Source organism: Acinetobacter parvus DSM 16617 = CIP 108168 (assembly GCF_000368025.1).
Classification (GTDB): Bacteria; Pseudomonadota; Gammaproteobacteria; order Pseudomonadales; family Moraxellaceae; genus Acinetobacter; species Acinetobacter parvus.
Window position 1 is genome coordinate 429,819 of the sequence record NZ_KB849212.1, and the last position, 21,116, is coordinate 450,934.

Sequence of the window (21,116 nt, forward strand, 5' to 3'; positions counted from 1 at the left end):
TTGGGAAAAAAGAAGAGTTTAAGGAAATTTTGGCAATTTTAAGAAAGCAGAATCCTGATAGGATAAGGGTTCTGTGAAATTTGTCGTGTACAGAGATTAAAATTTTATTTAATATTCAGGATTATTCTTATTGTATCAAAATGTTCAAACCAATTCCTTTCCCCACCTGATCAGAACTGGTTTGTACCCTTTTAATCGCCTTGATATAATCTAACATTGGCATGCCAGTTCATATCCATTATAGCGAATTGTTTTTTTCGTCATGGTTAAACCCCTCTTTGTTTGAATGTAGAGTTAATATAACGGGGATTTTCCACGCTGTGAAATAACAATGACTGGAATAAAAAGCTGATTTTTTGCTAGATATTTTTGATATATAAATTCATAAAAATAAAAAAGCCCCTTTTAAAAAGAGGCTTTTGACGTTATCTATTCAATTTAAGCTGAAAATGGATGACGTAAAATAATGGTTTCCGCACGGTCTGGACCTGTAGAAACGATATCAATTGGGCATTCAATGAGCTGCTCAAGACGTTTTACATAAGCCAAGGCATTCGCAGGAAGTTGATCAATTTGGGTTAAGCCTACTGTAGACTCACTCCAACCTGGCATTGTTTCATAGATTGGTTTTAAGCTTTCAAATGAAACTGCATCAGAAGAACCTGCACAGCCTGAATCAACATCTTCATAACCTACACAGATTTTGATTTCTTCTAAACCATCCAATACATCAAGCTTGGTTAGGCAGATACCAGACAACGAATTCACTTCAACTGAACGGCGTAGAATTTCCGCATCAAACCAACCACAACGGCGTTGACGACCAGTAGACGCACCAAATTCATGACCTACTGTACCCAAATGACGACCAATCGCATCACCTGTATCTGTCGCAGCATCATAATGCAACTCAGTTGGGAATGGACCAGCACCTACACGTGTTGTGTAGGCTTTGGTAATACCCAACACATAGTCTAAATGTAAAGGACCCATACCAGAACCAGAGCTTACGCCACCCGCAGTTGTATTAGAACTTGTTACAAATGGATAAGTACCATGATCGATGTCAAGCAGTGAACCTTGTGCACCTTCAAACATGATTGCTTTACCCTCTTTACGGTAATCATGCAACACTTTGGTTACGTCAATTACCAACGGGGCAAGAACTTCACGCCATTCGTTGCAAAGTGCCAACACATCTTCAAACTTAACTTCTTCAACGCCATAGAATTGAGAAAGCTGGAAGTTATGAAGCTCAAGCATTTCCTTGAGTTTTTCTTCCAAATTAGCGCCACCACGAACCAAGTCTGCAACGCGTACCGCACGACGGGCAACTTTATCTTCGTATGCTGGGCCAATACCACGACCTGTTGTACCAATCTTGGCATTACCACGTTTTTTCTCACGGGCCTGATCAAGTGCAATATGGTTTGGCAAAATCAACGGACAGTTTGGAGAAATACGCAGACGCTCTTTTACAGGTACGCCTTCCTCTTCCAAAATCGCCATTTCCTTGATCAGTGCTTCAGGAGAAAGAACAACACCATTACCAATTAAGCACAATACGTTGTCACGTAAGATACCTGATGGAATGAGGTGTAATACAGTCTTCTTACCACCGACCACAAGCGTATGTCCTGCATTGTGCCCGCCCTGGTAGCGTACGACCGCAGCCGCCTGATCTGTGAGCAGGTCGACGATCTTACCTTTACCCTCGTCGCCCCATTGGGTACCCAGTACCACAACATTTTTGCCCATAATAGCCTCATTACATCATGCTGTTAGAATTGGAAACCAAGTTGTTTTTACAACTCGGCAATTAAATTTTTTCAATGATCCATTGCCCATTTTGCAACACCATTTGGTGGGTTGCATAAGGCACTGAACTTAACTCATCATTACCCAGCAACTGCACCACACGCGAACCATTCGCCCGTGCATCTGCAATCGCGGTTAATAAATCCTGATCATTTCCTTTTGGCGCAACGACAGTTTCAATTTCAGCAAACTGTGTAGCACCCAAGGCATATAAGTCACAACTAAAGCCTGTGGCTGGGCGTGCACGGCCAAAGTGCTCACCAATACCATCATAACGTCCACCCTGCGCAAGCGGCGCAGCACGATTCGGTGCATAAATGGCATACATCAGGCCCGTATGGTAGTGATAACTACGCAACTCAACCACATCGATTCCAATATTCAGATTCGACCAACGTGACTGAATTTGAGTGAATGTTGTTTTCAATGCATCAAACGCATTTTTAAAATCAGCATCACTTAAAATGTCATGGCTTAAATGTGCCTGTAATGCATTAAGGTCACTTGCATAGCGACCTAGAGCATAAAAATCATTACCCATTGGCAAGCTTTGAGTAAATTCTTCTAATTCTGGTAAAGCCTTACGCTGATATAAATCAGACAGCTGGCTTTCAGTGTTTTTATTTAAACCAGCACGTTTCACCAAACTACGAAATAAACCGACATGACCTAAATCCAGATGAACACCTTGCAAACTGTCAGTTTTCTCCAACAGGCCCAGCATGACATCAATCATCTCCACATCAGCTTCGATGCTGTCATGACCATATAGCTCCGCACCCAACTGGAGTGGAGCGCGTGTTGCATTAAAATTCTGTGGTTTGGTATGAAGAACTGTACCTGCATAGCAGTAACGGGCAACGCCTTCAATTGGACGAACATGCGCATCAATACGTGCAACTTGCGGTGTCATATCCGCACGCACACCAAGCAGGCGACCTGAAAGCTGGTCAATCACCTTAAAGGTGACCAAGTCTAAATCTTGATTGGATTCTGAAAGTGAAGACAACGATTCGATGTATTCAATAAATGGAGTGTATACCAGTTGATATCCTCGAACAGCGAGGAAATCTAAAGCTTCCCGTCGCAGGGTTTCAACCATTTGCGCTTGTTCGGGTAATACATCTGCTACCCCGTCAGGGAGCAACCATGTCTCTGAAATGGTCATGTTTCAAACCTAAAATCTGTTCAACGTGGAGGCATCCACATAAAAAGCAACCACATAAAAAAATCGGGTGAATGCCCGATTCAGCGTAGTGTAACATGAAGATTTCTATGATGCACCTGAGAATTTTAGTAAATCCCGCATAAAAATAGGCAACCAAAATGATTGCCTAAAATCAATTCCAAGTTTTTTAAATTTGATTATGCTGGGCTATACTCATACTTCACATCATAGGTAACACTGAAACCGTTTGCATTTACTGTCGCATTGATATTACCTACCGTACCATTAAAGCTACAGCTATTAATCTTAAACTGACCATTTGGTAATTGTGCTGTGACATCATTAGAACCACAGAATTCATTTTGATTAGCTGGTTTTGGAACATTCTTCACTGTTACTGTTGCACCTTGCCCCATCACAGAAGTTGTAACATTCAAATTATAATTTCCTGAAGGGATATTTGGATTATTTCCTAGATCAACAACGACATTTAGACCTGTTGTATCAACACTATAATTCCATGCAAAGTTTTGCCCATTGACGACGTACTGCACATTACAACTATATGTGCTACCAATACCCGTACATTTACTATTCAAACCATTAATCTTAACTTGATCCAGAACCTTGTCCAGACCAGTAGAATCTGCATTAAACGCAGTTTTAAAAATGTTTGGATAACCTTTACTCGTATCTATATTTGCATCAAATACGGTCTTTAAGTTCGCAACAACTTCTTTTGCGGCTTTATCAATAGCAGCATTTATTTCATCACTAGTACTGTCTTTAGTCAGTTTTGCCCAATTGGTATAAATTTCTGCCAATGAGTTGTAATCACGTTTTTCATCCGCTTTGTTGGCAGCCAAAATTGCCTGTGTGGTTAATTGGGTTACATTGACATTACCAGCAGCCGAAGCATAAGAATATAGGGTAACTTGGGATTCACCAGTACCTTTAGTTGCCTTTAATAAATAAGGTGCTCCCTTTTCAACATCGATACTGAATTTACCATCTGCCCCCGCAACAACTGATTTAGTTGTGCCATTTTTATTGACCACTTCAACATTCGCACCAGCCAGAGCAGCTCCAGTTGCAACGGTACCTGTAAGCTTTTCGGTTGTCGTTTGTTGCTGTCCAGAATTATTACTGGATGAGTTGTCATCATCATTACATCCCGCAACCATGACAACGGCACTCAATAAAGCTGAGCATATTGCCGTACGTTTTAAAGTTGTTTTATTCATTATCAGACACCCCTATGTGTTTTTCGATCAATACTTTATGAAGCACAAATTCATCATAATGAGCGTTCTAGATACACATCAAGTGGAATTGCAATCAAAACGGATGGTTAAAAAATATTTAACCACCCAACAAAAATTAATAATTGTTTTTTATAGGTTTTATGTATTGGAATATATTGCTTATTTTTCTTAAATTTGCATCAAAATATTTAATAAAAACAAATAGTTATACATACTAATTTATCAACCCCTTATTCAAGGGGGACAAATTTAGGGCATATTTTTCCCATTTTTAACAACCACTTCCAAAACATTGACCAACTCAACATTTTGCTTTTCCAACGCCGCAATGTTTGCAACAGTCCGATCCAGCACTTCTTGCTGGACATGCATTTTCTTTGCTAGGTCCTGCATAATTTCCAGACTCTTTTTAAGGTGGGATTCCAGATGTAGAACTTTTTCTTCCAGATACAATACTTGCGGATCAACAGCAGGTTGCTGTTTATTTTTAAACTGAAACCAAAACAAGAAAGTAACTGCAATCAATAACAGACCAATAAAACCCCAAATCAATATTAATATCATTCCGTTCTCCAAATCCGTTGTTATTTATTTAATATTTTTCGAATCAAATGATTCACATAAATCAAGTAAGCGATTGGCATATCCCCATTCATTATCATACCATGCAAAGACCTTGGCCTGATGTCCGACGACCATGGTCTGGGTTAAATCTACAATTAAGGAATATGGTGAGTGGTTAAAGTCGCTTGAAACAAGATCTTCATCTGTGACCTGCATAATCTGGGCATAGTGAAATTTCGCAGCCTTAGTCAGGACTTCATTGACTTTATGCACGGTAATAGGTGACTGGGAAATAAAAGTCAGGTCAATCGCTGCAACATTAATTGTAGGGACACGAATGGAATAACCATCAATACGGTTTTCCATTTTCGGCATCACCTGTTTTAATGCACCCAAAGCACTGGATGTGGTAGGAATAATGTTCTGTCCCGATGCACGGGCACGGCGCAAATCACGATGGGCGTGATCCAGCACCGACTGATCCGCAGTCACCGCATGGATTTCAGTCATCAGCGCTGTTTCAATTCCAAAGGCATCATCAATAATTTTCACCAATGGCACCAAAGCCTGTGTGGTACAGGACACACTGGAAATAATCTGGTCCGTGGCTTTGACTTCGGCATGATTGACACCATAGACAATTGCGGCATCAACAGAGTCAAAAGGCGCTGCCCCAATAATCACCCGCTTTGCTCCTGCCTGTATATGACGGGTTGCATCGGCTCTGGAACGAAACAATCCTGTACATTCCAGTACCACATCTATTTTTAAAGCCGCCCAAGGTAATAACTCAGGTTGTACCTGTTTAAAAACCTGTAGTTTTAATTGACGCTGATTGGACTGAATATTCAAGAAAATCTGTTCATCTTCTATCTGGATTTCAACCTGACCTGCAAAACGCCCGTGTGTGGTGTCATACTTAAATAAATGAGCCAATGTCCGAACATCAGCAATATCGTTAATTGCGACAATTTCAAACTGAAATTGTTTGGGATTTTCAAACCATGCCCGTAGCACATTGCGGCCAATTCGGCCAAATCCATTAATCGCGATACGTTGCATGTGGTGCCCTTAATTCATCAAAACATCATCTTTTCTATGTTATATGGTAAAACATGCAAGCCAGCATTGAATATAGATTTTTAGCCTAAACACAGTTTTATCTAAGATTACTTGTAAAATCGTTGGTCGGGCACACATTTTCCGCTATAATTTAGCACTTTCAAAATTATGGACGCTTGGTTGTGAGTACTCGTTTTATGACATCCGCTGAAATCCGTGAAGCATTTTTGCGTTACTTCGAATCGCAAGGGCATACACGTGTTGCTTCGAGTTCTCTCGTTCCTGCCAACGACCCAACTTTACTGTTTACCAATGCTGGTATGAACCAGTTTAAAGATTGTTTCTTAGGTTTAGAAAAGCGTGATTATGTTCGTGCTGTTTCATCTCAAAAATGTGTACGTGCAGGCGGCAAACACAATGACCTCGACAATGTAGGTTATACCGCACGTCATCATACTTTCTTTGAAATGTTAGGTAACTTTTCTTTCGGTGATTATTTTAAAGAAAATGCACTGAAATTTGCTTGGGAATTTTTAACCAGCGAACAATGGTTAGGCTTACCGAAAGATCGTTTATATGTCACGGTTTATCATACCGATGATGAAGCATTTGATATCTGGAACAAAGAAATCGGAATCGATGCTGAACGTATCATCCGTATTGGCGATAACAAAGGTGGCAAATACGCCTCTGATAACTTCTGGGCAATGGGCGATACAGGTCCTTGTGGTCCATGTTCTGAAATCTTCTATGATCATGGCGACCACATCTGGGGTGGCTTACCAGGAACACCTGAAGAAGATGGCGACCGTTTCATTGAAATCTGGAACAACGTTTTCATGCAGTTCAACCGTACTGCGGATGGTGTGATGCACCCTCTTCCAGCGCCTTCTGTTGATACAGGTATGGGTTTGGAGCGTATTTCTGCGGTTCTGCAACATGTCAATTCAAACTACGAAATTGACCTGTTCCAGCACTTATTAAAAGCAGCAGCTGACATCATTGGTTTGGATACCACCGCAATTGAAGCTGAAGCGAAAGCTCAAAATAAACCAGTTGAATACCCAGCTTCTTTAAAAGTCATTGCAGATCATGCACGTTCATGCTCATTCTTGATTGCTGACGGTGTTAATCCTTCAAATGAAGGTCGTGGTTATGTGTTGCGTCGTATCATTCGTCGTGCCGTACGTCATGGTAACAAGCTCGGTGCGACTGGTTCATTCTTTTACAAGATGTTGCAACCTCTGATTGAAGTGATGGGCGATGCTTATCCAGAACTTGCTGCACAGCAAGCACGAATTGAAGCGCAACTGCTGAAAGAAGAAGAGCAATTTGCGAAAACACTTGAACAAGGCCTGAAATTACTTGAAGGTGAATTGGCTCAACTAAAAGGCAATGTCATCCCAGGTGAAACTGTATTTAAACTTTATGATACTTACGGCTTCCCGACCGACTTAACCGCTGATATTGCGCGTGAACGTGACCTGACCATTGATGAAGCTGGTTTCGAAGTGGAAATGGCAGCACAACGTCAACGTGCGCGTGATGCAGGCAAGTTTGCAGTTGACTACAACAGCATTGTCAAAGTTGAGGGCGAAACCCAGTTTGATGGCTATGACGCAACTCAAGGCCAAGGTCAAATTGTTGCGATCTATAAAGATGGCGTGCAGGTTGATGAAATCAACGAAGGTGATGAAGCACTGATCGTATTAAACCAGACCCCTTTCTATGCTGAAAGCGGTGGTCAAATTGGTGACACAGGTATCTTCAAGAACGATACGGGTATTTTTGAAGTTCAAGATACTAAAAAATCTGGTGGTGCTTTTGTACACCAAGGTATCGTCACTATGGGTAGCCTAAAAGCGACTCAAAACGTTGAAGCAACAGTTAAAGCAGACATTCGTGCCGCAACCGCACGTAACCACTCTGCAACCCACCTTTTACATGCCGCTTTGCGTCAAATTCTGGGTGAGCATGTTCAGCAGAAAGGTTCTTTGGTTGCGAGTGATATTTTACGTTTTGACTTTGCCAATGACCAACCTGTTTCATTTGAACAATTGCAACAGATTGAGCGTTTAGTTAATGCTGAAGTGATTGCCAATACGGCAGTAAGCACTGAATTACTTGATATTGAATCAGCGAAAGCCAAAGGCGCAATGATGCTTTTTGGTGAAAAGTATGGTGAAGAAGTTCGCGTACTTTCTATGGGTTCTATTATTGAAGAGAAAAACTTCTCTATCGAGCTTTGTGGTGGTATTCATGTTAAGCGGACAGGTGATATTGGTTTATTCAAAATCACTTCTGAAGGTGGTGTAGCAGCTGGTGTTCGCCGTATTGAAGCCGTAACAGGTACAAAAGCACTTGAAGTTGTTCAAAAAGCTGAAGCTGATATTCAGACGATCAATGCTTTATTGAAAGCGCAAAAAGATCAAACTGTAGAAAAAGTTGAAGCGATTGTTGAAACAGCTTCAAGCCTACAAAAGCAGATTGAACAGTTAAACCAGAAATTGGCGAGCTTCCAGGCGGCTGACCTGCTTGATCAGGTGAAAGAAATTGCAGGTCGTCAAACCCTGATTACCACTGTACAAGGTTTAGATGCAAAATCATTACGCAACCTGCATGACAGCGTAAAATCAAAATTAGATGATGCAGTCATTATTTTAGCTGGCGTTGAGGGCGATAAAGTGAGTTTAATCGCCTCCGTTGCTAAACAATATACTGCACATCTAAAAGCGGGTGACATCATCAAACACCTGGCTCAGGAGCTGGGTGGCAAAGGTGGTGGTAAACCTGACTTGGCACAAGGTGGCGCGCCACTCAACGAGAAGTTTGATCAAGTGATTGCAGCCCTGCCTGCTTGGCTTGAACAATAATAAACACTTCACTTTTTGTGTAACTGACCCTGATGCCTCTCAGGGTCATGGCTTATATGGAACAACTATGGCATTAATCGTTCAAAAGAATTAATGCCATTAAGCCATTCTAAGACAGACCAAGACAATAATTACAATTAAAGCTTTATTTCTCAGTATTTCCCCTCATTTTAATATAGACACACTAGGACACATTGAGACAGAATTAGACCTGTCAATTATGTACACATACGTGTACATATTTAGCAGATTTCATCCTTTCTTATAATTATGTACACAGGTGATCTATGTCTTTAACTGAAATGTGGCTAAAAGCTAATAATGGCAAGGCTCGCGAGAAAGTTGAAGAAGTAGCAGACCGTGATTCAATGAGTGTTCGGATCTCACCTAAGGGCAAAATTGTTTTTCAGCTTCGCTATAGGTTTGCAGGAAAAGCCGATCGTTTAGATCTTGGCACATACCCTCACCTTTCATTAAAAGATGCTCGTTTAAAAGCTGGTGAAATGCGCTCTCTTTTAGATAAGGGCTTAAACCCGAAACTTGAACAACGAGTGCAACAGCAAAAATATATCGAAGCAAGCACATTTGAAGAAGTGTTTAATGATTGGTATGAAAGTTATTGTTTAAAGAAGAAAACGTCTGCTCAACAAATTAAAAATACTTTTGAACAGCACGTCATTCCAGAAATCGGTGATTTACCAATCGAACGTATCACCCTGCAGCAGTGGTTAGCCTTACTTGAGGAACTAGCAGATGATGTACCATCGATTGCAGATCGTGTTCTAACAAATGCAAAACAGGTTCTTAAGTGGGCTAAAAAGAGACAATTGCTTGATGTGAATGTTTTATCCGACATTTATGCTAAAGAAGATCTAGGCATTGAGCGAAATCGTGGCACCCGTTTTCTATCAGATGAAGAAATTAAAATGGTTTGGTTGGCGATCGAGCAATCAAATATTTTGCCTAAAAATAAAATTTTCCTAAAATTGTGTTTAATGTTTGGTTGTAGAAACGGTGAACTAAGAAAAGCTAAAAAGACAGATTTTGATTTAAAAAGAAAAGTCTGGATTGTTCCAGTAGTGAATAATAAGACTGGTAAGAAAACTGGTCGTGAAATCATTCGCCCAATTTTGCCTGAAATGGAAGCATTAATAGTTGAGGCTTTCGACTATAACAATTCAGTCTATTTCTTAACGAATGACAATGAAGATAAATCCATGAGTCATGGATCTTCAAATTCTTTACCCAGTTATATTATGGAACGCCTCAGAAGACACCATGAATACTATATGAAGCATTGGTCTCTTCACGATCTCAGAAGAACAGCACGTACAAATTTCAGTGCTTTTACTTCACGTGATATTGCACAACTCATGATCGGTCATGTAATGTCTGGTGAACAAGGCACTTATGATTATTTTGAGTATTTGCCTCAACAAACTGAAGCTTATGCAAAGTGGATACAAAAATTAAAATCACTAAGCGATTAATTGAGAACAAGTAATGAAAAAAATATTAACAACAATATTGCTTCTCAATAGAACACTTAAATTGCTCATAGTCTATTAAGAATAAATTGGAGTTTCATATGTGTGCAAACTACGAACCAATCTCAAAAAGCCGTGCTCAATTACTCAACCTATTCGAACCGACATTTGACTATAAAACTGACATATATCCGAACTATGAAGCCCCTATCCTCTTTTCGAAGCGCGGTAATTTAGAGTGGCGTTTGGCTCGTTTCGGTTTAGTTGCGCATTGGTTGGATGACATTAAAAAAGCTAAGAATACTTATAACGCTAGAACTGAGACCGTCGATAAAAAACCTAGTTTTCGAAATGCATGGAAGAAAAACCAATTTTGCTTAATTCCAGTTGAGACAATTTTTGAGCCAAAATATATAGACGGGAAAGCACATTGGTACGGAATTTATCGTAGAGATGAATTACCGTTTACCGTCGCAGGCATCTATGAATATGCGGTTATTGATGGCGTTGAATATAGATCAATGTCTATGTTGACGATCAATTCAGATGTACACCCGTTTATGAATCAATTTCATGCACCAGATGACGAGAAGCGATCAATCATTGTAATACCACGAGATCGTCGTAATGATTGGCTTAACTGTAACCATGAACAAGCGAGAGATTTTTTCTTTGAAATGCCTGTTGATGAGTTCACCGCTGCACCCAAATCCGAGATGCATAAATTCCGACCAAACACACATTGAGCCGCGACAAGTTACGACTTGTCCTTGTTTATCCACAGATAAATAAATTTGAAATTCAAACGGCAATAATTTTATCCTAATAAGACCGATTCACTTCAAACACGCCCCAGTAGCGTAGGAGTATCAAAATGTCTAAGAAGTTACCAATTTACTTCTCTGATGGCGCATGGTCGAGTCTCCAGACTCTCATGGGACCAGAGGGAAAGCCCAGCCCCACACTTAATGCTGTACTTGAACAGATTGCCATTCAAACTGATCTAATTGACAAGCTTGGCCTTACTCAATTTCTCCCGAAATCAAAGGCAGCAATCCCTGTTGCACTTGAGCGAATACCAGCTGGTCCAGCATTCGCAACCAAAGATGAACAAGAAAAATCACTCGATCTTAATGAGTTCTTAATTCACAACCCTATCTCAACATTTATCGCATATGTGGATAGCGAATCAATGCTTGGTGCTGGATTGGAAGTAAATGACCCAATCATTATTGACCGAAGCATTGAAGCGAAGCACAACGATATCGTCGTGGCACTCATAGATAATAAAGACTCAACAATTAAAAGACTGATGATTACGAGCAAAATGTCCAAGTCTGAGATAAAAGAAATTTTTGGGGATGAAAATCAGCATTTACCCATACTTTGGTTAAAAGCGGAAAATCCAGCTTATGAACACATCATTCCCTCTGACAGTCAAACAATAGTTGTTTGGGGTGTGGTGACATTTAATCTTAAGCGTATCTATCAGCGTTCATAACAAGAAGAATCAAAATGAAAAATGAAAATCGCATATTCGCACTTGTGGATGTGAATAATTGCTACGTCTCATGTGAACGTGTTTTTAATCCATCCCTAAATGGCATCCCAACAATTGTCCTCTCAAACAATGATGGCTGTGCAGTAGCTCGAAGTCAGGAAGCTAAGGATTTGGGCATTCGGATGGGGGTGCCTTTGTTCCAGATTGAGGACATTGTGAAGCAGTATAATGTTCAAGTTCTATCAAGCAATTACGCACTATACGGCGAAATGTCACGCCGATTTATGAATCTACTTAGCCAGTATGTCGCACCTGGTGAACAAGAGGTTTATAGCATTGATGAATGCTTTCTTGAACTAACTGCGTTCGAGAAAAACTATGACTTAACAGCTTACGCCCAAGAGATGAGATCCAAAGTATTGCAATGGCTTGGATTGCCCTGTTGCATTGGAATTGGTCGCAGTAAGACTGAGGCAAAAATCGCAAACCATATTGCCAAGAAGAATAAATTCTTTAACGGCGTGTGTAATCTGGTATCACTGGACCCATGCTCTACAGAATACTTACTTGCTCAAATTGATGTAGGTGAAGTTTGGGGTGTAGGTCGGCAGAACTGCAAAAGATTAAATGACATGAACATCAATTCAGTTTTAGATTTAGTTGAAGCGAATCCAAAAGATATTAAAAAGCAGTTCTCAATCGTGATGGAAAAAACTGTCCTTGAATTACAGGGGATTTCATGTATTGACCTTGAAACAGATTCTCTTGCTAAACAACAAATCATTAGTAGTCGTTCATACGGACACCCAGTTTATGAAATTGAGGAAATCAAGTCATCGGTGCGACTATTCGTGACCAGAGCTGTTGAACGTATGCGGGAAGATTCATCACTCTGTAAAATGGTTGGAGTCTATATACAAACAGGCCGTTTTAATAAAGGGGAACGCTATTCACCGTATATTATCGTCCAGATGCAAGAACACACAGATGATTTACTTGAAATCACTCGTGGTGTGATGCGCGGAATAGATCAAATTTTCAAAAAAGGATTTAAGTACAAAAAGGCTGGAATCGTATTGCTTGAACTTATGCCAAAAGCAAAATTTGTACCTGACCTTTTTACAGATTATTCACAACGTCATGAACGTGAAAAACTATCCAACACTCTGGAAGCAATAACAGATCGGTTTGGTAAAGACTTGGTTTCACTAGGGCTCTGTAATGATAAACATGCAAATTGGCAAATGAATCAAAACCGTCGCTCACCTGCATATCTTACAAACTGGAATGAACTTTTTAGAATAGGATGATTCTTATGCATTTATTTAAATTATCTAATGAACAATTAGCACAATTGCTTATTCCAAAACGTTTTGTTCCAATCAAACCTAAAGAGTTAGAGGAAAAGAATGTTGAATATGTATTTGATAGCTCTGATAAGTTTGAATTAACTTATGATGAGCTTATTGAAATTATTGGAAAAGCGAGACAAGCAGGTCCGCGTATGATACCTGTGCTGGGGACGGTAAATTAAAATAGAGTATTGTGAAAATATATGCGCTAAATGTAGATAAAAACTAATTCTTGCGCATAAATATTCTCAAAATAATAAAGCACTTATAAAAGTGCTTTAATGCTAATTCAAACATTAACCTTGTTCTTGATCGCATGGGCTTTGCAACATGGTATCACACACAAAACAAAAACGCTCATTATCTTCATTGATAGTGAGCGTTTGCAATGATGTACTTTGATTTTACGAGACTCGGTTATTGATCCATCCATAGAAGAATTGTTCCTGAGTTGGATTGCGTTCGCAGATCTCGATATAGCGCTGCCCTTGCATGATGTTGAGCACTCGAATTAAGACCTTTTCACCTTCTTTCCCACGTTTGGCTATAAAGGTTTTCAGGGCATTCAAAGTGGCTGGTCCATACACACCATCAATTACTAGATCTGACCACCCGCCTTTACCTTCATTGTTCAAAAGATTCAAAGTACGTTGTAGCAATGGTTTAGCAAAACCAGTTCCACAGTTGACGCCTGTATCGAGTAACTCTTCAGCAACGGCTGCACTAATCGCATTTACTTGGTCAAAACGTGGTGAGATCCAGTATTGTTTTCGATATATGTCTTTGGCCACACTTAATGGCAGATCTCGCATGTGACCTTTGAAGCCACTTGCACGTGCTACAGCTTCAGTAATACCGTACTTAGTTGCACCTCCTCGATCTGCGGGATTGTTTACATACCCACCTTCACGCTTAATCAACTCATTTAAATATTCTTCAATATTCATTTCATTTTCCTTTAGACGTAAAAAACCGCCCTAAGGCGGCTGTTTATTGATTGCAGAATTTAACTTTCTTTATCTTTATTCTTTTCTTGCTCTGAACTACCGAAGTAGAAACCGCAAGCAGTTGTCATTGCCCCTGCAATAAAACCCAAAGCCGTGTTTATTAAGTTGCTGTTTTCCCGTGGCATATCAATAAAGAATAATGCGATTACCAGGACAAACATTAATGCAACTAAGGCAAAGGCCAGATAAGCCCGAGTTTGTTCACTTGTCATCAAAATCACCTTTTAAACGTTCTTTAGTTTGCTCATATTGTTTCTTTCTCAATTCGTGGATCTCTTCAGCACGCTTGTCATCACGCCGTTTAAAATACAGCGTGGTAAAAAATGAGATCACACCAATAAAGACCGAAAACCAAACAGCCCAATCTACACTTGCTGCATACGCTGCCACAGATGCCCCCGCCGACATATAAGATACTTTTGGTGCTGCTGCTGCGATTGTGTTTGTAGCAGCTTCAACCGCGCTTGCTGCCTGTTCTTGCATTTTCTGTCTCCAGAAATAAGAAAGCCTCCGCAAATAGGATGCTAATTATTTAGATTAAAATCTATGTTTTATGCTTCAGATGTACTTTGAGTAATCTGATTTGAATAGTTCCAGGTTGTTTCTTTCCATACGTCTCTCGCTGCGACACGGATATAATATGGCGTTGTTGCTTGTAACCCTCCTATGGTGGTGGTTAATGCTGTACCCGTCCAAGACGGTGCTGTCGTTGTTGGATCAAAGTCTGCAGTCGCACTTAACCAAACTGCATAATCTTTAAGATCTGGTACATCACTTGGTGTCCAGCTAACAGTGATCGAATTGGCCGTTGCAGATGTGTACACGTTCAACAATTGTGGTGGCACCGGATTACTGATATTCAGCTCCGCAAAGGTACTGACAATCGAACCGTTTTTACTTGCGACCCGTACAGTATACGCACGTTGAATACCGTCGATTTTCGCTTCATCCATCCTGTAACTATAATCAGTATTTGTCGTTTCAACTTCACGTAGCAATACACCACCTGACATGATTTGAACGATATACCCTGTAGCACCAGCTGCACTTTGCCATTGAACCTTAAAGCTTGTACCTTCAAAGGCTGACTGAAGGGATAGACCTTTTACGCCAGATGGACGGCTGCCAGTAATGGTGTGACTATAAGCGGCTACCTCATCCAGAGTCTGTTCTTTTTGCTGCAATCCATTGAAGCTGGTGAACTTCAGATAAATCTGCTTTCCAACCATATTTTCATTGTAATCATGGCTAAAAATGGCACGATCAATACGAACAAATGATTCACCTGCATTATGTGGCCCTGCATCATCGAAACGTCCACGGATCACATCGCTCAATGTATACAGCCCAGATCCATTCAATGTGGCCTCAATATAGTTAATATATTCGTCACCGACTCTACATAGAGTTGCATCAACTTCAGCATCTTCAACCGTACCACTGAACATCTGGCTGGATGTATTCAACTGAATCTGCATCTCGGTATCATCTGCATCAATCGCTGAAACCAGGGCACCATATCGGGCAGACCCATAGATCGTACCAACCATTTCATAAGTTGTATTATCCAAGCTGACCCAGACATTACAGCCGCCCCAATTAATTCCACCGGATACAGCTACCCAAATCTGATTCTTACCCCCTGTCAAATCTAATGGTGGCTCAAAAATATTCGGTGCATTCACGTTTCCTGGCTCTTCATTTCCACCTTGGTACCCATTAGATGATTGAATATCATATTCAACCGCAGAGCGAGATCCAACAGCCAGTTCTTCAGCTGTAATAGACAACATTCCATCTTCATCTTCTTCGACACGAGTGATACGTACCGGGAAACGATTCAAGCCTAAAGACTCATCCGTGATCGTCACAATGTCCATCGGCTCTAAACGGCAGTACTTCCAGCCTAGTTCGAATTCATATTCATTACGAACATACAATTTTCGCTGTAGTAGCAATTGCACTGCATGACGGGCAATTTTAGGTTCACAGAAAAAATCATGCTTGACCGGATCTTGCGTACGTAGACCAAACATTTCAATATTTGCCTGGTCTTTAGCTTCAACGGTTTCAGTGTTGTATTGATTGAAGCGGTTTACATATTCAATCTGGCAATGATTATAGGCATCAGTATCACGACTTCGGCGTACCCGAACTGGCTGATCTTCACCTAGAAAATCGTCATCAGTAAGGTGATAAACAGGCTCTAGATCAGGTACGAACGTTACCCCATTTCCACTGACGACACTGTCACCATAAGATCGGATCTTCAAACCGTCTGGACTAGGTACCACGGCACAATTCACCGCTTCAACAATTTCATTGATGATTTCGAATGCTTCACGCTGTTCTGTTAAAGCAGGACTGATCAACAAATTGGTTGCTGTACAGTAGGTCCGAAATTCAGACAAATCTGCCATTTGCAGACTGGGTGATGCGCCATATCGTGGATTGGTAATGAAGTCTTCAATTACATCTGCAGGATTAGCATCTTGAATCGTTTCTGAGAATGTAATATCACTGATCACTTCAAAATTGTGATTCGATAAGCTGGCACTCCCCCCCAGATCGTAGTTGGCACATGCGACATAACCGAGAAATGGATAGTGCAATGCCTGGTCAGGATGCTTTGATGGGAGATAGCCCCAAACAGGATTATGATCACCATCAAATAATTCAAACCCTAGCTGATCAATGGGTTTAAGCTGAATACCACCTTCCGTTTTAGGAACAATCTGTTCTTTGTCACGCCAGATAATCCCAATGTCTTTGATTTTATTTTCGCAAAGCCCCAGCATGAAGGACGCGCTGTAGGTATAAGTCGTGTTTTTGGTTTTTACACCACCACCCTTCCCCCCTTGCTTTTTCGTTGTTGTGTGGGCCGTGGCTGTAAAATCCCCATACCAGAACATATTTGCCGCAACACGATTTTTGCCATAGACTAGGGGCTGGCAAAGGCCATAAGCGGATTGTTGAATACGCATTGAATTGATACGTTTGTCAGATGTACTGACGGTACCACCACCAAAAACACCACCCATTTTATAGCCCTCTTAAACGATAAAACCCGGAAATTCGCCGGGCTAAACTTCCTTTTGTCCCATCTTGAAGGATGACCCCCTGATGGATATATGAGTGGATGATCGTTGGCCACTCAACGACAATTGCAGCATGACTGATGCACTTGCCAAAATGATAAAGAACAATGTCACCAGGCTGAGGTTCGTTTACCTGATCACAAAAGTTTTGAATGTGCTCAAGATAGCGCTGACCCATCTGATGCATATGCCAATCAGGTGGATATGGGCCTGGATCATAATGATCAATCAAGCCCACCATTTCATAGACTTCACAGAGTAGAGTTGCGCAATCGACACCGACACCTTTAACGCGACCCTGATGATGATACGGTGTGCCGAGCCAAGTTAGAGCTTCTTCGACTGCTGCAAGATTTTTAGTCATATAACCTCATTAAAAAACCCAGCTTTTTGAGCTGGGTTCTTGTCATTAACAGTTGATAGATACGACACCATCATCCATATCAACACTAATTTTTCCATTAGCATCCGTTAGCAATTGACCATTACTAACTTTAAAACGTGTGCCAACTGATGGCGTTTGGTTATCAGATAAAACATAGTGCGCTTTAGATCGGTCAGTAAAGATATAACCTTTCTTCATAACTCGCCCCTGTCCTTTTTTCACACCCTCAGAAGTAATATGCATGACTGGGATGTCATCAAGTGCAACGCCATAAATTTTGTCATTCGCCTCAGCTTTACGTACAGTACCGTTGCGTTTAGTCACTAAACTGCCTTTTGCTATGTATTCTTGCACTGCATTTGGCTCTGATTTCCAGTTATAAACAACTTCACAAACATCAGTGATATTTGCGTAGTAATCGCGCCCGTAAACATGCAAATCAGCAACGACATTTGTTAACTGACTGTTAATGCTATTAACAATATCTTGATTCGACATACCAGAATAGTTTTGATTAAAAATAACTGTGTTTATTACACCATCGACAGTTAATTTTAATTCTTTATTCTGATTACGACAGTCACCTAAGCGTGTCGACAAGCTAGTGAAATTAACCCCATTATCATAAGTGAAAGCTCCAGACGTTAAATCTTTACAGCCGTAAGCAAATGCAGGGAGACCAAGTGAACCGTCTTGTACAATATAACCATCCAAATACTCTCTACTATTTGTATAAATAGCAGCTTCACTATTAGCGTGATTATTTTTGATCAAAATTGGAAAAGCACTTGAGCTTGTATCGAATCGAATCTTTTTTCCAAGCCCTGTTGCATTTGACTTAAAGCGTAAACATAGTCCAGTGCTAACCAAATTTTCGAAAAGAAAAGGCTCATTACCATGACCGTATACCAGCCACTCTGCATGATTGAACGAATCTCGATTTAGTGATGTATCGCCAGTCAACCAAATATCTACATAAGCCAGTGTATAAGCGGCCCCGCCAAAGCTACAGCCGACCAGCTTTAACTTGTCTTGTAACAATGAACCGTCTGATTGCATCAAAATACCGTATTTATTGGAAATACTAGTGAAATTGAAGTTTTCAAAACTCCATGACGATGGCGTTGTAAACTGAATATTGTTGTGACAAGCAAAAGCATGACCAACATCAGAATGCGCAAACCCTCCATGCATATAGGTTTCCTCACCGTCTGCAGTGCCGATACCCAGCGGATTTACTGCCCCTTTATCTCCTTTAAAAATAAAACCTACATTTTGATACTTATGCTTTGTAAAAGCCCCTCTAGGATCATCCTGATGCAATGCGTATCTTAAATTTTGAGCAATAAAAGTCATATCTTTAATATGTGCATCTTTCGCATAATGATAAAGCGCTTGATACATTACTCGCGGATAAATCGCCCCATTAGCAGACGGCCCGATATCTTCATCGTCATACGGAAGTTCAGCCCAGATAATTGTGTTATCTTGACCTTGCCCCACAATATCGACGTGATCTTTCATTTCAATCATCGATGGATAGCCAGGATACCCAATAAAGTCTTTCGCTTTATTGATTCGATAAACACCTTGCTTTACGCGAACAACATAGCGATTAGTTGCTGTTGCACGTTCAATGCTATTTAAGGCAAGTTGAATCGCATTTGGCCCCTTAAATTTAACTTTAGAGTCTGAATCGTTCAAATCAGCAGAAACCCAGATTTCTGATGTACGAATATTCGTTTCAAGAACTAGATTCTTAACTAATTTAATATCATTGGGAATGTAATCCGCTGGGAACAAATTTTCTTTCGCAACAAGTAAACGTGGGAATTCTGTTTTTAATACAGTGAGAGCAACATATTTCGCATTTGCAGGCGTAGTGAAGGTATTTCCTGCGCTCGGACCGCTTTGACCAGAAATATATGTCTTGTTTTCGTCATAAAACGCAAACTGCTGATAATAATCACGATTGATCTTATATGTTGTAGATGCAGAAACTTCATAAAGTCCAGCAACACAAAAATCATCCGCTTTTAAAAAGACTCCAGAATTAAAATCAACATAAAAACCATCCGTTTTTTTAGATGGATCAACAATATTTATGGATTCAGCACCTAGCTTATTGTCTACGAACTCATCTATACCTAATACTTGAGAAGATTTAACCAGCAGTTTATCTGCAAACACAGCATCATTACGCTGATTTAATGACTCTATCAAATCGTTTTCAATAACTAACAGAGTATTAATTTGATCTGCAGCTACTGCAAAACCGACATAGTGACAATTAGCAGGTGTTTTAAACGTACTTGATGTTCCAGTATTCGGCTGACCAGAGATGTAATTTTTATCTTGATCATAAAATGCGAACTGTTGATCATATTCTTTGTTGACAACATAATCTGTATTCGGTTTCACATTACAGTAAGTTAATGCAAAGAAGTTTTTTACAAATTCAATTTCACCTGTTAAATAATTAATATAATAATTCTCAACAATTGTGCCAGATTTAGCAATATTCACATGTTCAAACCCGAGAGTGGTTTGCAGACCGCGATCTAAGTTTGAAACTTGCTCAATATCTACTTTCAAGTTTTTAAACTTTAAAGCGTTTGACTCATTTTCATTTAAGAATTTAGAATTTTCAGCAACCACAAGTGAATCAATTAAATATGAATCTATGGTGAGCTTAATAAAGCGAGCATCCGCAGGCGTCACGACTGTTTGATCAGTCTGAGGCTTTGCATAACCAGAAATATATTCATTATTTTCATCGTAGAATGCGAATTGTTGTCCATAACCTTGTGAAAATCTGTATTTTACATTCGGTAGCACAGGATAAGGACCAGCAGCTAAATAGCCATTTGCAGCGCGGATTTTACCCGTTTCACAATCAACGTAACAGTTTTCAACGATTTTAGTTTTATCAATAATATTATTAGAATATACGCCTAAAGTGTCTTTAATATAATCAGAAAGCGCTTCATTTTGTTCCGGTTGAATGCGCAGATTTTCTGCGATCACGGTAAAAGGTTCATAAAAATCAGGGTACTCTTCAGCTTTAGAAATCATGAAATTATCAAGTTCTGAAACCTCTAATGTGATTCCTAAAAATCTTGCATTAGCAGGCGTAATAATTTCACTATTGGGTTTTGTGCTCACTGATCCTTTGATAAATCGCATATTTGAATCGAAAAGAGCATATTGCTGACTATGAGACTCTGGAACTCGATAAAGGGTGTTTGGCTCAACTTTGATTGGGCCTGCGGCAGCAAAAGAGCTTTCTGTCTCCCCCTTTGAGCCATTAACATAGCTATAATACTTCCCAATTTCAATTTTTGTCTTATCAAAAATATTTATTCCCGATTTAAATGGAATTGTTTCATGTTTATTAGCAACATTATTACTAATGTGTTCAATAGATTGAGCCAACATCTCTCGTACTTCAGAATGTTTTTTTGTACGATCACGCATTTCTGCTGCAGTAGGTAAAGGCATTTTCTCACCCCATAAAAAAACCCAGCTCAATAGCT

17 protein-coding genes are annotated in these 21,116 nt (G+C 40.0%); 6 read left to right on the plus strand and 11 right to left on the minus strand.

The window, feature by feature from the left end; translation table 11 throughout:
* Positions 1-438: 438 nt before the first annotated feature.
* From F988_RS08565 to F988_RS08585, 5 genes are all read right to left on the minus strand, one after another.
* Positions 439-1,758, minus strand: coding sequence for an adenylosuccinate synthase (locus tag F988_RS08565; protein WP_004682514.1), 1,320 nt, complete (start codon positions 1,756-1,758; stop codon positions 439-441).
* A gap of 61 nt (positions 1,759-1,819) precedes the next feature.
* Positions 1,820-2,986, minus strand: coding sequence for an ATP phosphoribosyltransferase regulatory subunit (locus F988_RS08570; RefSeq protein ID WP_004682516.1), 1,167 nt, complete (start codon positions 2,984-2,986; stop codon positions 1,820-1,822).
* Between the two features lie 197 nt (positions 2,987-3,183).
* Positions 3,184-4,230 (minus strand): carboxypeptidase-like regulatory domain-containing protein, encoded by a 1,047-nt coding sequence (locus tag F988_RS08575; protein WP_004682518.1) that lies wholly within the window; start codon positions 4,228-4,230, stop codon positions 3,184-3,186.
* Between the two features lie 270 nt (positions 4,231-4,500).
* The gene (locus F988_RS08580; protein ID WP_004676969.1) at positions 4,501-4,815 is read right to left on the minus strand and encodes a hypothetical protein; all 315 of its coding nucleotides are present in this window, start codon (positions 4,813-4,815) and stop codon (positions 4,501-4,503) included.
* A 24-nt stretch (positions 4,816-4,839) separates the two neighbouring features.
* A complete protein-coding gene (locus tag F988_RS08585) occupies positions 4,840-5,877 on the minus strand; it encodes a type I glyceraldehyde-3-phosphate dehydrogenase (RefSeq protein ID WP_004682520.1) in 1,038 nt (345 codons plus the stop codon).
* Between the two features lie 182 nt (positions 5,878-6,059).
* Here F988_RS08585 and alaS point away from each other — a divergent pair, with 182 nt between their 5' ends.
* From alaS to F988_RS08615, 6 genes are all read left to right on the plus strand, one after another.
* Entirely contained in the window at positions 6,060-8,750 is a 2,691-nt protein-coding gene (gene alaS, locus F988_RS08590) for an alanine--tRNA ligase (protein WP_171055692.1), read from the plus strand.
* Between the two features lie 287 nt (positions 8,751-9,037).
* Positions 9,038-10,240 carry a tyrosine-type recombinase/integrase gene (locus F988_RS08595; protein ID WP_004682522.1) on the plus strand — a complete coding sequence of 401 codons (1,203 nt, stop codon included), beginning with the start codon at positions 9,038-9,040 and terminating at the stop codon, positions 10,238-10,240.
* A 98-nt stretch (positions 10,241-10,338) separates the two neighbouring features.
* Complete coding sequence (locus tag F988_RS08600) at positions 10,339-10,983, plus strand: SOS response-associated peptidase (RefSeq protein WP_004682525.1); 645 nt, start codon at positions 10,339-10,341, stop codon at positions 10,981-10,983.
* 128 nt (positions 10,984-11,111) lie between these two features.
* Positions 11,112-11,738, plus strand: coding sequence for a LexA family protein (locus tag F988_RS08605; protein ID WP_004682527.1), 627 nt, complete (start codon positions 11,112-11,114; stop codon positions 11,736-11,738).
* A gap of 14 nt (positions 11,739-11,752) precedes the next feature.
* The gene (locus F988_RS08610; protein ID WP_004682529.1) at positions 11,753-13,048 is read left to right on the plus strand and encodes a Y-family DNA polymerase; all 1,296 of its coding nucleotides are present in this window, start codon (positions 11,753-11,755) and stop codon (positions 13,046-13,048) included.
* A gap of 5 nt (positions 13,049-13,053) precedes the next feature.
* The gene (locus tag F988_RS08615; protein ID WP_004682531.1) at positions 13,054-13,272 is read left to right on the plus strand and encodes a hypothetical protein; all 219 of its coding nucleotides are present in this window, start codon (positions 13,054-13,056) and stop codon (positions 13,270-13,272) included.
* A 222-nt stretch (positions 13,273-13,494) separates the two neighbouring features.
* Here the strand turns inward: F988_RS08615 and F988_RS08620 are convergent, their stop codons facing one another.
* From F988_RS08620 to F988_RS08645, 6 genes are all read right to left on the minus strand, one after another.
* Complete coding sequence (locus tag F988_RS08620) at positions 13,495-14,037, minus strand: glycoside hydrolase family 108 protein (protein WP_004682532.1); 543 nt, start codon at positions 14,035-14,037, stop codon at positions 13,495-13,497.
* A 59-nt stretch (positions 14,038-14,096) separates the two neighbouring features.
* Positions 14,097-14,309 (minus strand): hypothetical protein, encoded by a 213-nt coding sequence (locus F988_RS08625; RefSeq protein ID WP_004682536.1) that lies wholly within the window; start codon positions 14,307-14,309, stop codon positions 14,097-14,099.
* On the minus strand, positions 14,299-14,580 hold the full coding sequence (locus F988_RS08630; RefSeq protein ID WP_004682537.1) for a phage holin family protein: 282 nt from the start codon (positions 14,578-14,580) through the stop codon (positions 14,299-14,301). Before F988_RS08630 ends, F988_RS08625 begins: the two co-directional genes overlap by 11 nt.
* 68 nt (positions 14,581-14,648) lie before the next feature.
* Positions 14,649-17,138, minus strand: a complete 2,490-nt coding sequence (locus F988_RS08635) for a phage tail protein (protein WP_004682538.1) — start codon at positions 17,136-17,138, stop codon at positions 14,649-14,651.
* Between the two features lies 1 nt (position 17,139).
* A complete protein-coding gene (locus F988_RS08640; protein WP_004682541.1) occupies positions 17,140-17,559 on the minus strand; it encodes an NlpC/P60 family protein in 420 nt (139 codons plus the stop codon).
* A gap of 45 nt (positions 17,560-17,604) precedes the next feature.
* Positions 17,605-21,081: a hypothetical protein gene (locus tag F988_RS08645; RefSeq protein ID WP_004682542.1), complete on the minus strand. Its 3,477-nt coding sequence runs from the start codon at positions 21,079-21,081 to the stop codon at positions 17,605-17,607.
* Positions 21,082-21,116 lie beyond the last annotated feature (35 nt).

Excerpts from the sequence above, each read along its gene's own strand:
- F988_RS08645 (WP_004682542.1), bottom strand. The coding sequence starts at position 21,081 with ATGCCTTTACCTACTGCAGCAGAAATGCGTGATCGTACAAAAAAACAT.
- F988_RS08635 (WP_004682538.1), bottom strand. The coding sequence starts at position 17,138 with ATGGGTGGTGTTTTTGGTGGTGGTACCGTCAGTACATCTGACAAACGT.
- F988_RS08580 (WP_004676969.1), bottom strand. The coding sequence starts at position 4,815 with ATGATATTAATATTGATTTGGGGTTTTATTGGTCTGTTATTGATTGCA.
- F988_RS08585 (WP_004682520.1), bottom strand. The coding sequence starts at position 5,877 with ATGCAACGTATCGCGATTAATGGATTTGGCCGAATTGGCCGCAATGTG.
- F988_RS08610 (WP_004682529.1), top strand. The coding sequence starts at position 11,753 with ATGAAAAATGAAAATCGCATATTCGCACTTGTGGATGTGAATAATTGC.
- F988_RS08630 (WP_004682537.1), bottom strand. The coding sequence starts at position 14,580 with ATGCAAGAACAGGCAGCAAGCGCGGTTGAAGCTGCTACAAACACAATC.
- F988_RS08620 (WP_004682532.1), bottom strand. The coding sequence starts at position 14,037 with ATGAATATTGAAGAATATTTAAATGAGTTGATTAAGCGTGAAGGTGGG.
- F988_RS08595 (WP_004682522.1), top strand. The coding sequence starts at position 9,038 with ATGTCTTTAACTGAAATGTGGCTAAAAGCTAATAATGGCAAGGCTCGC.
- F988_RS08615 (WP_004682531.1), top strand. The coding sequence starts at position 13,054 with ATGCATTTATTTAAATTATCTAATGAACAATTAGCACAATTGCTTATT.
- F988_RS08600 (WP_004682525.1), top strand. The coding sequence starts at position 10,339 with ATGTGTGCAAACTACGAACCAATCTCAAAAAGCCGTGCTCAATTACTC.
- F988_RS08575 (WP_004682518.1), bottom strand. The coding sequence starts at position 4,230 with ATGAATAAAACAACTTTAAAACGTACGGCAATATGCTCAGCTTTATTG.
- F988_RS08605 (WP_004682527.1), top strand. The coding sequence starts at position 11,112 with ATGTCTAAGAAGTTACCAATTTACTTCTCTGATGGCGCATGGTCGAGT.
- F988_RS08565 (WP_004682514.1), bottom strand. The coding sequence starts at position 1,758 with ATGGGCAAAAATGTTGTGGTACTGGGTACCCAATGGGGCGACGAGGGT.
- F988_RS08640 (WP_004682541.1), bottom strand. The coding sequence starts at position 17,559 with ATGACTAAAAATCTTGCAGCAGTCGAAGAAGCTCTAACTTGGCTCGGC.
- F988_RS08625 (WP_004682536.1), bottom strand. The coding sequence starts at position 14,309 with ATGACAAGTGAACAAACTCGGGCTTATCTGGCCTTTGCCTTAGTTGCA.
- F988_RS08570 (WP_004682516.1), bottom strand. The coding sequence starts at position 2,986 with ATGACCATTTCAGAGACATGGTTGCTCCCTGACGGGGTAGCAGATGTA.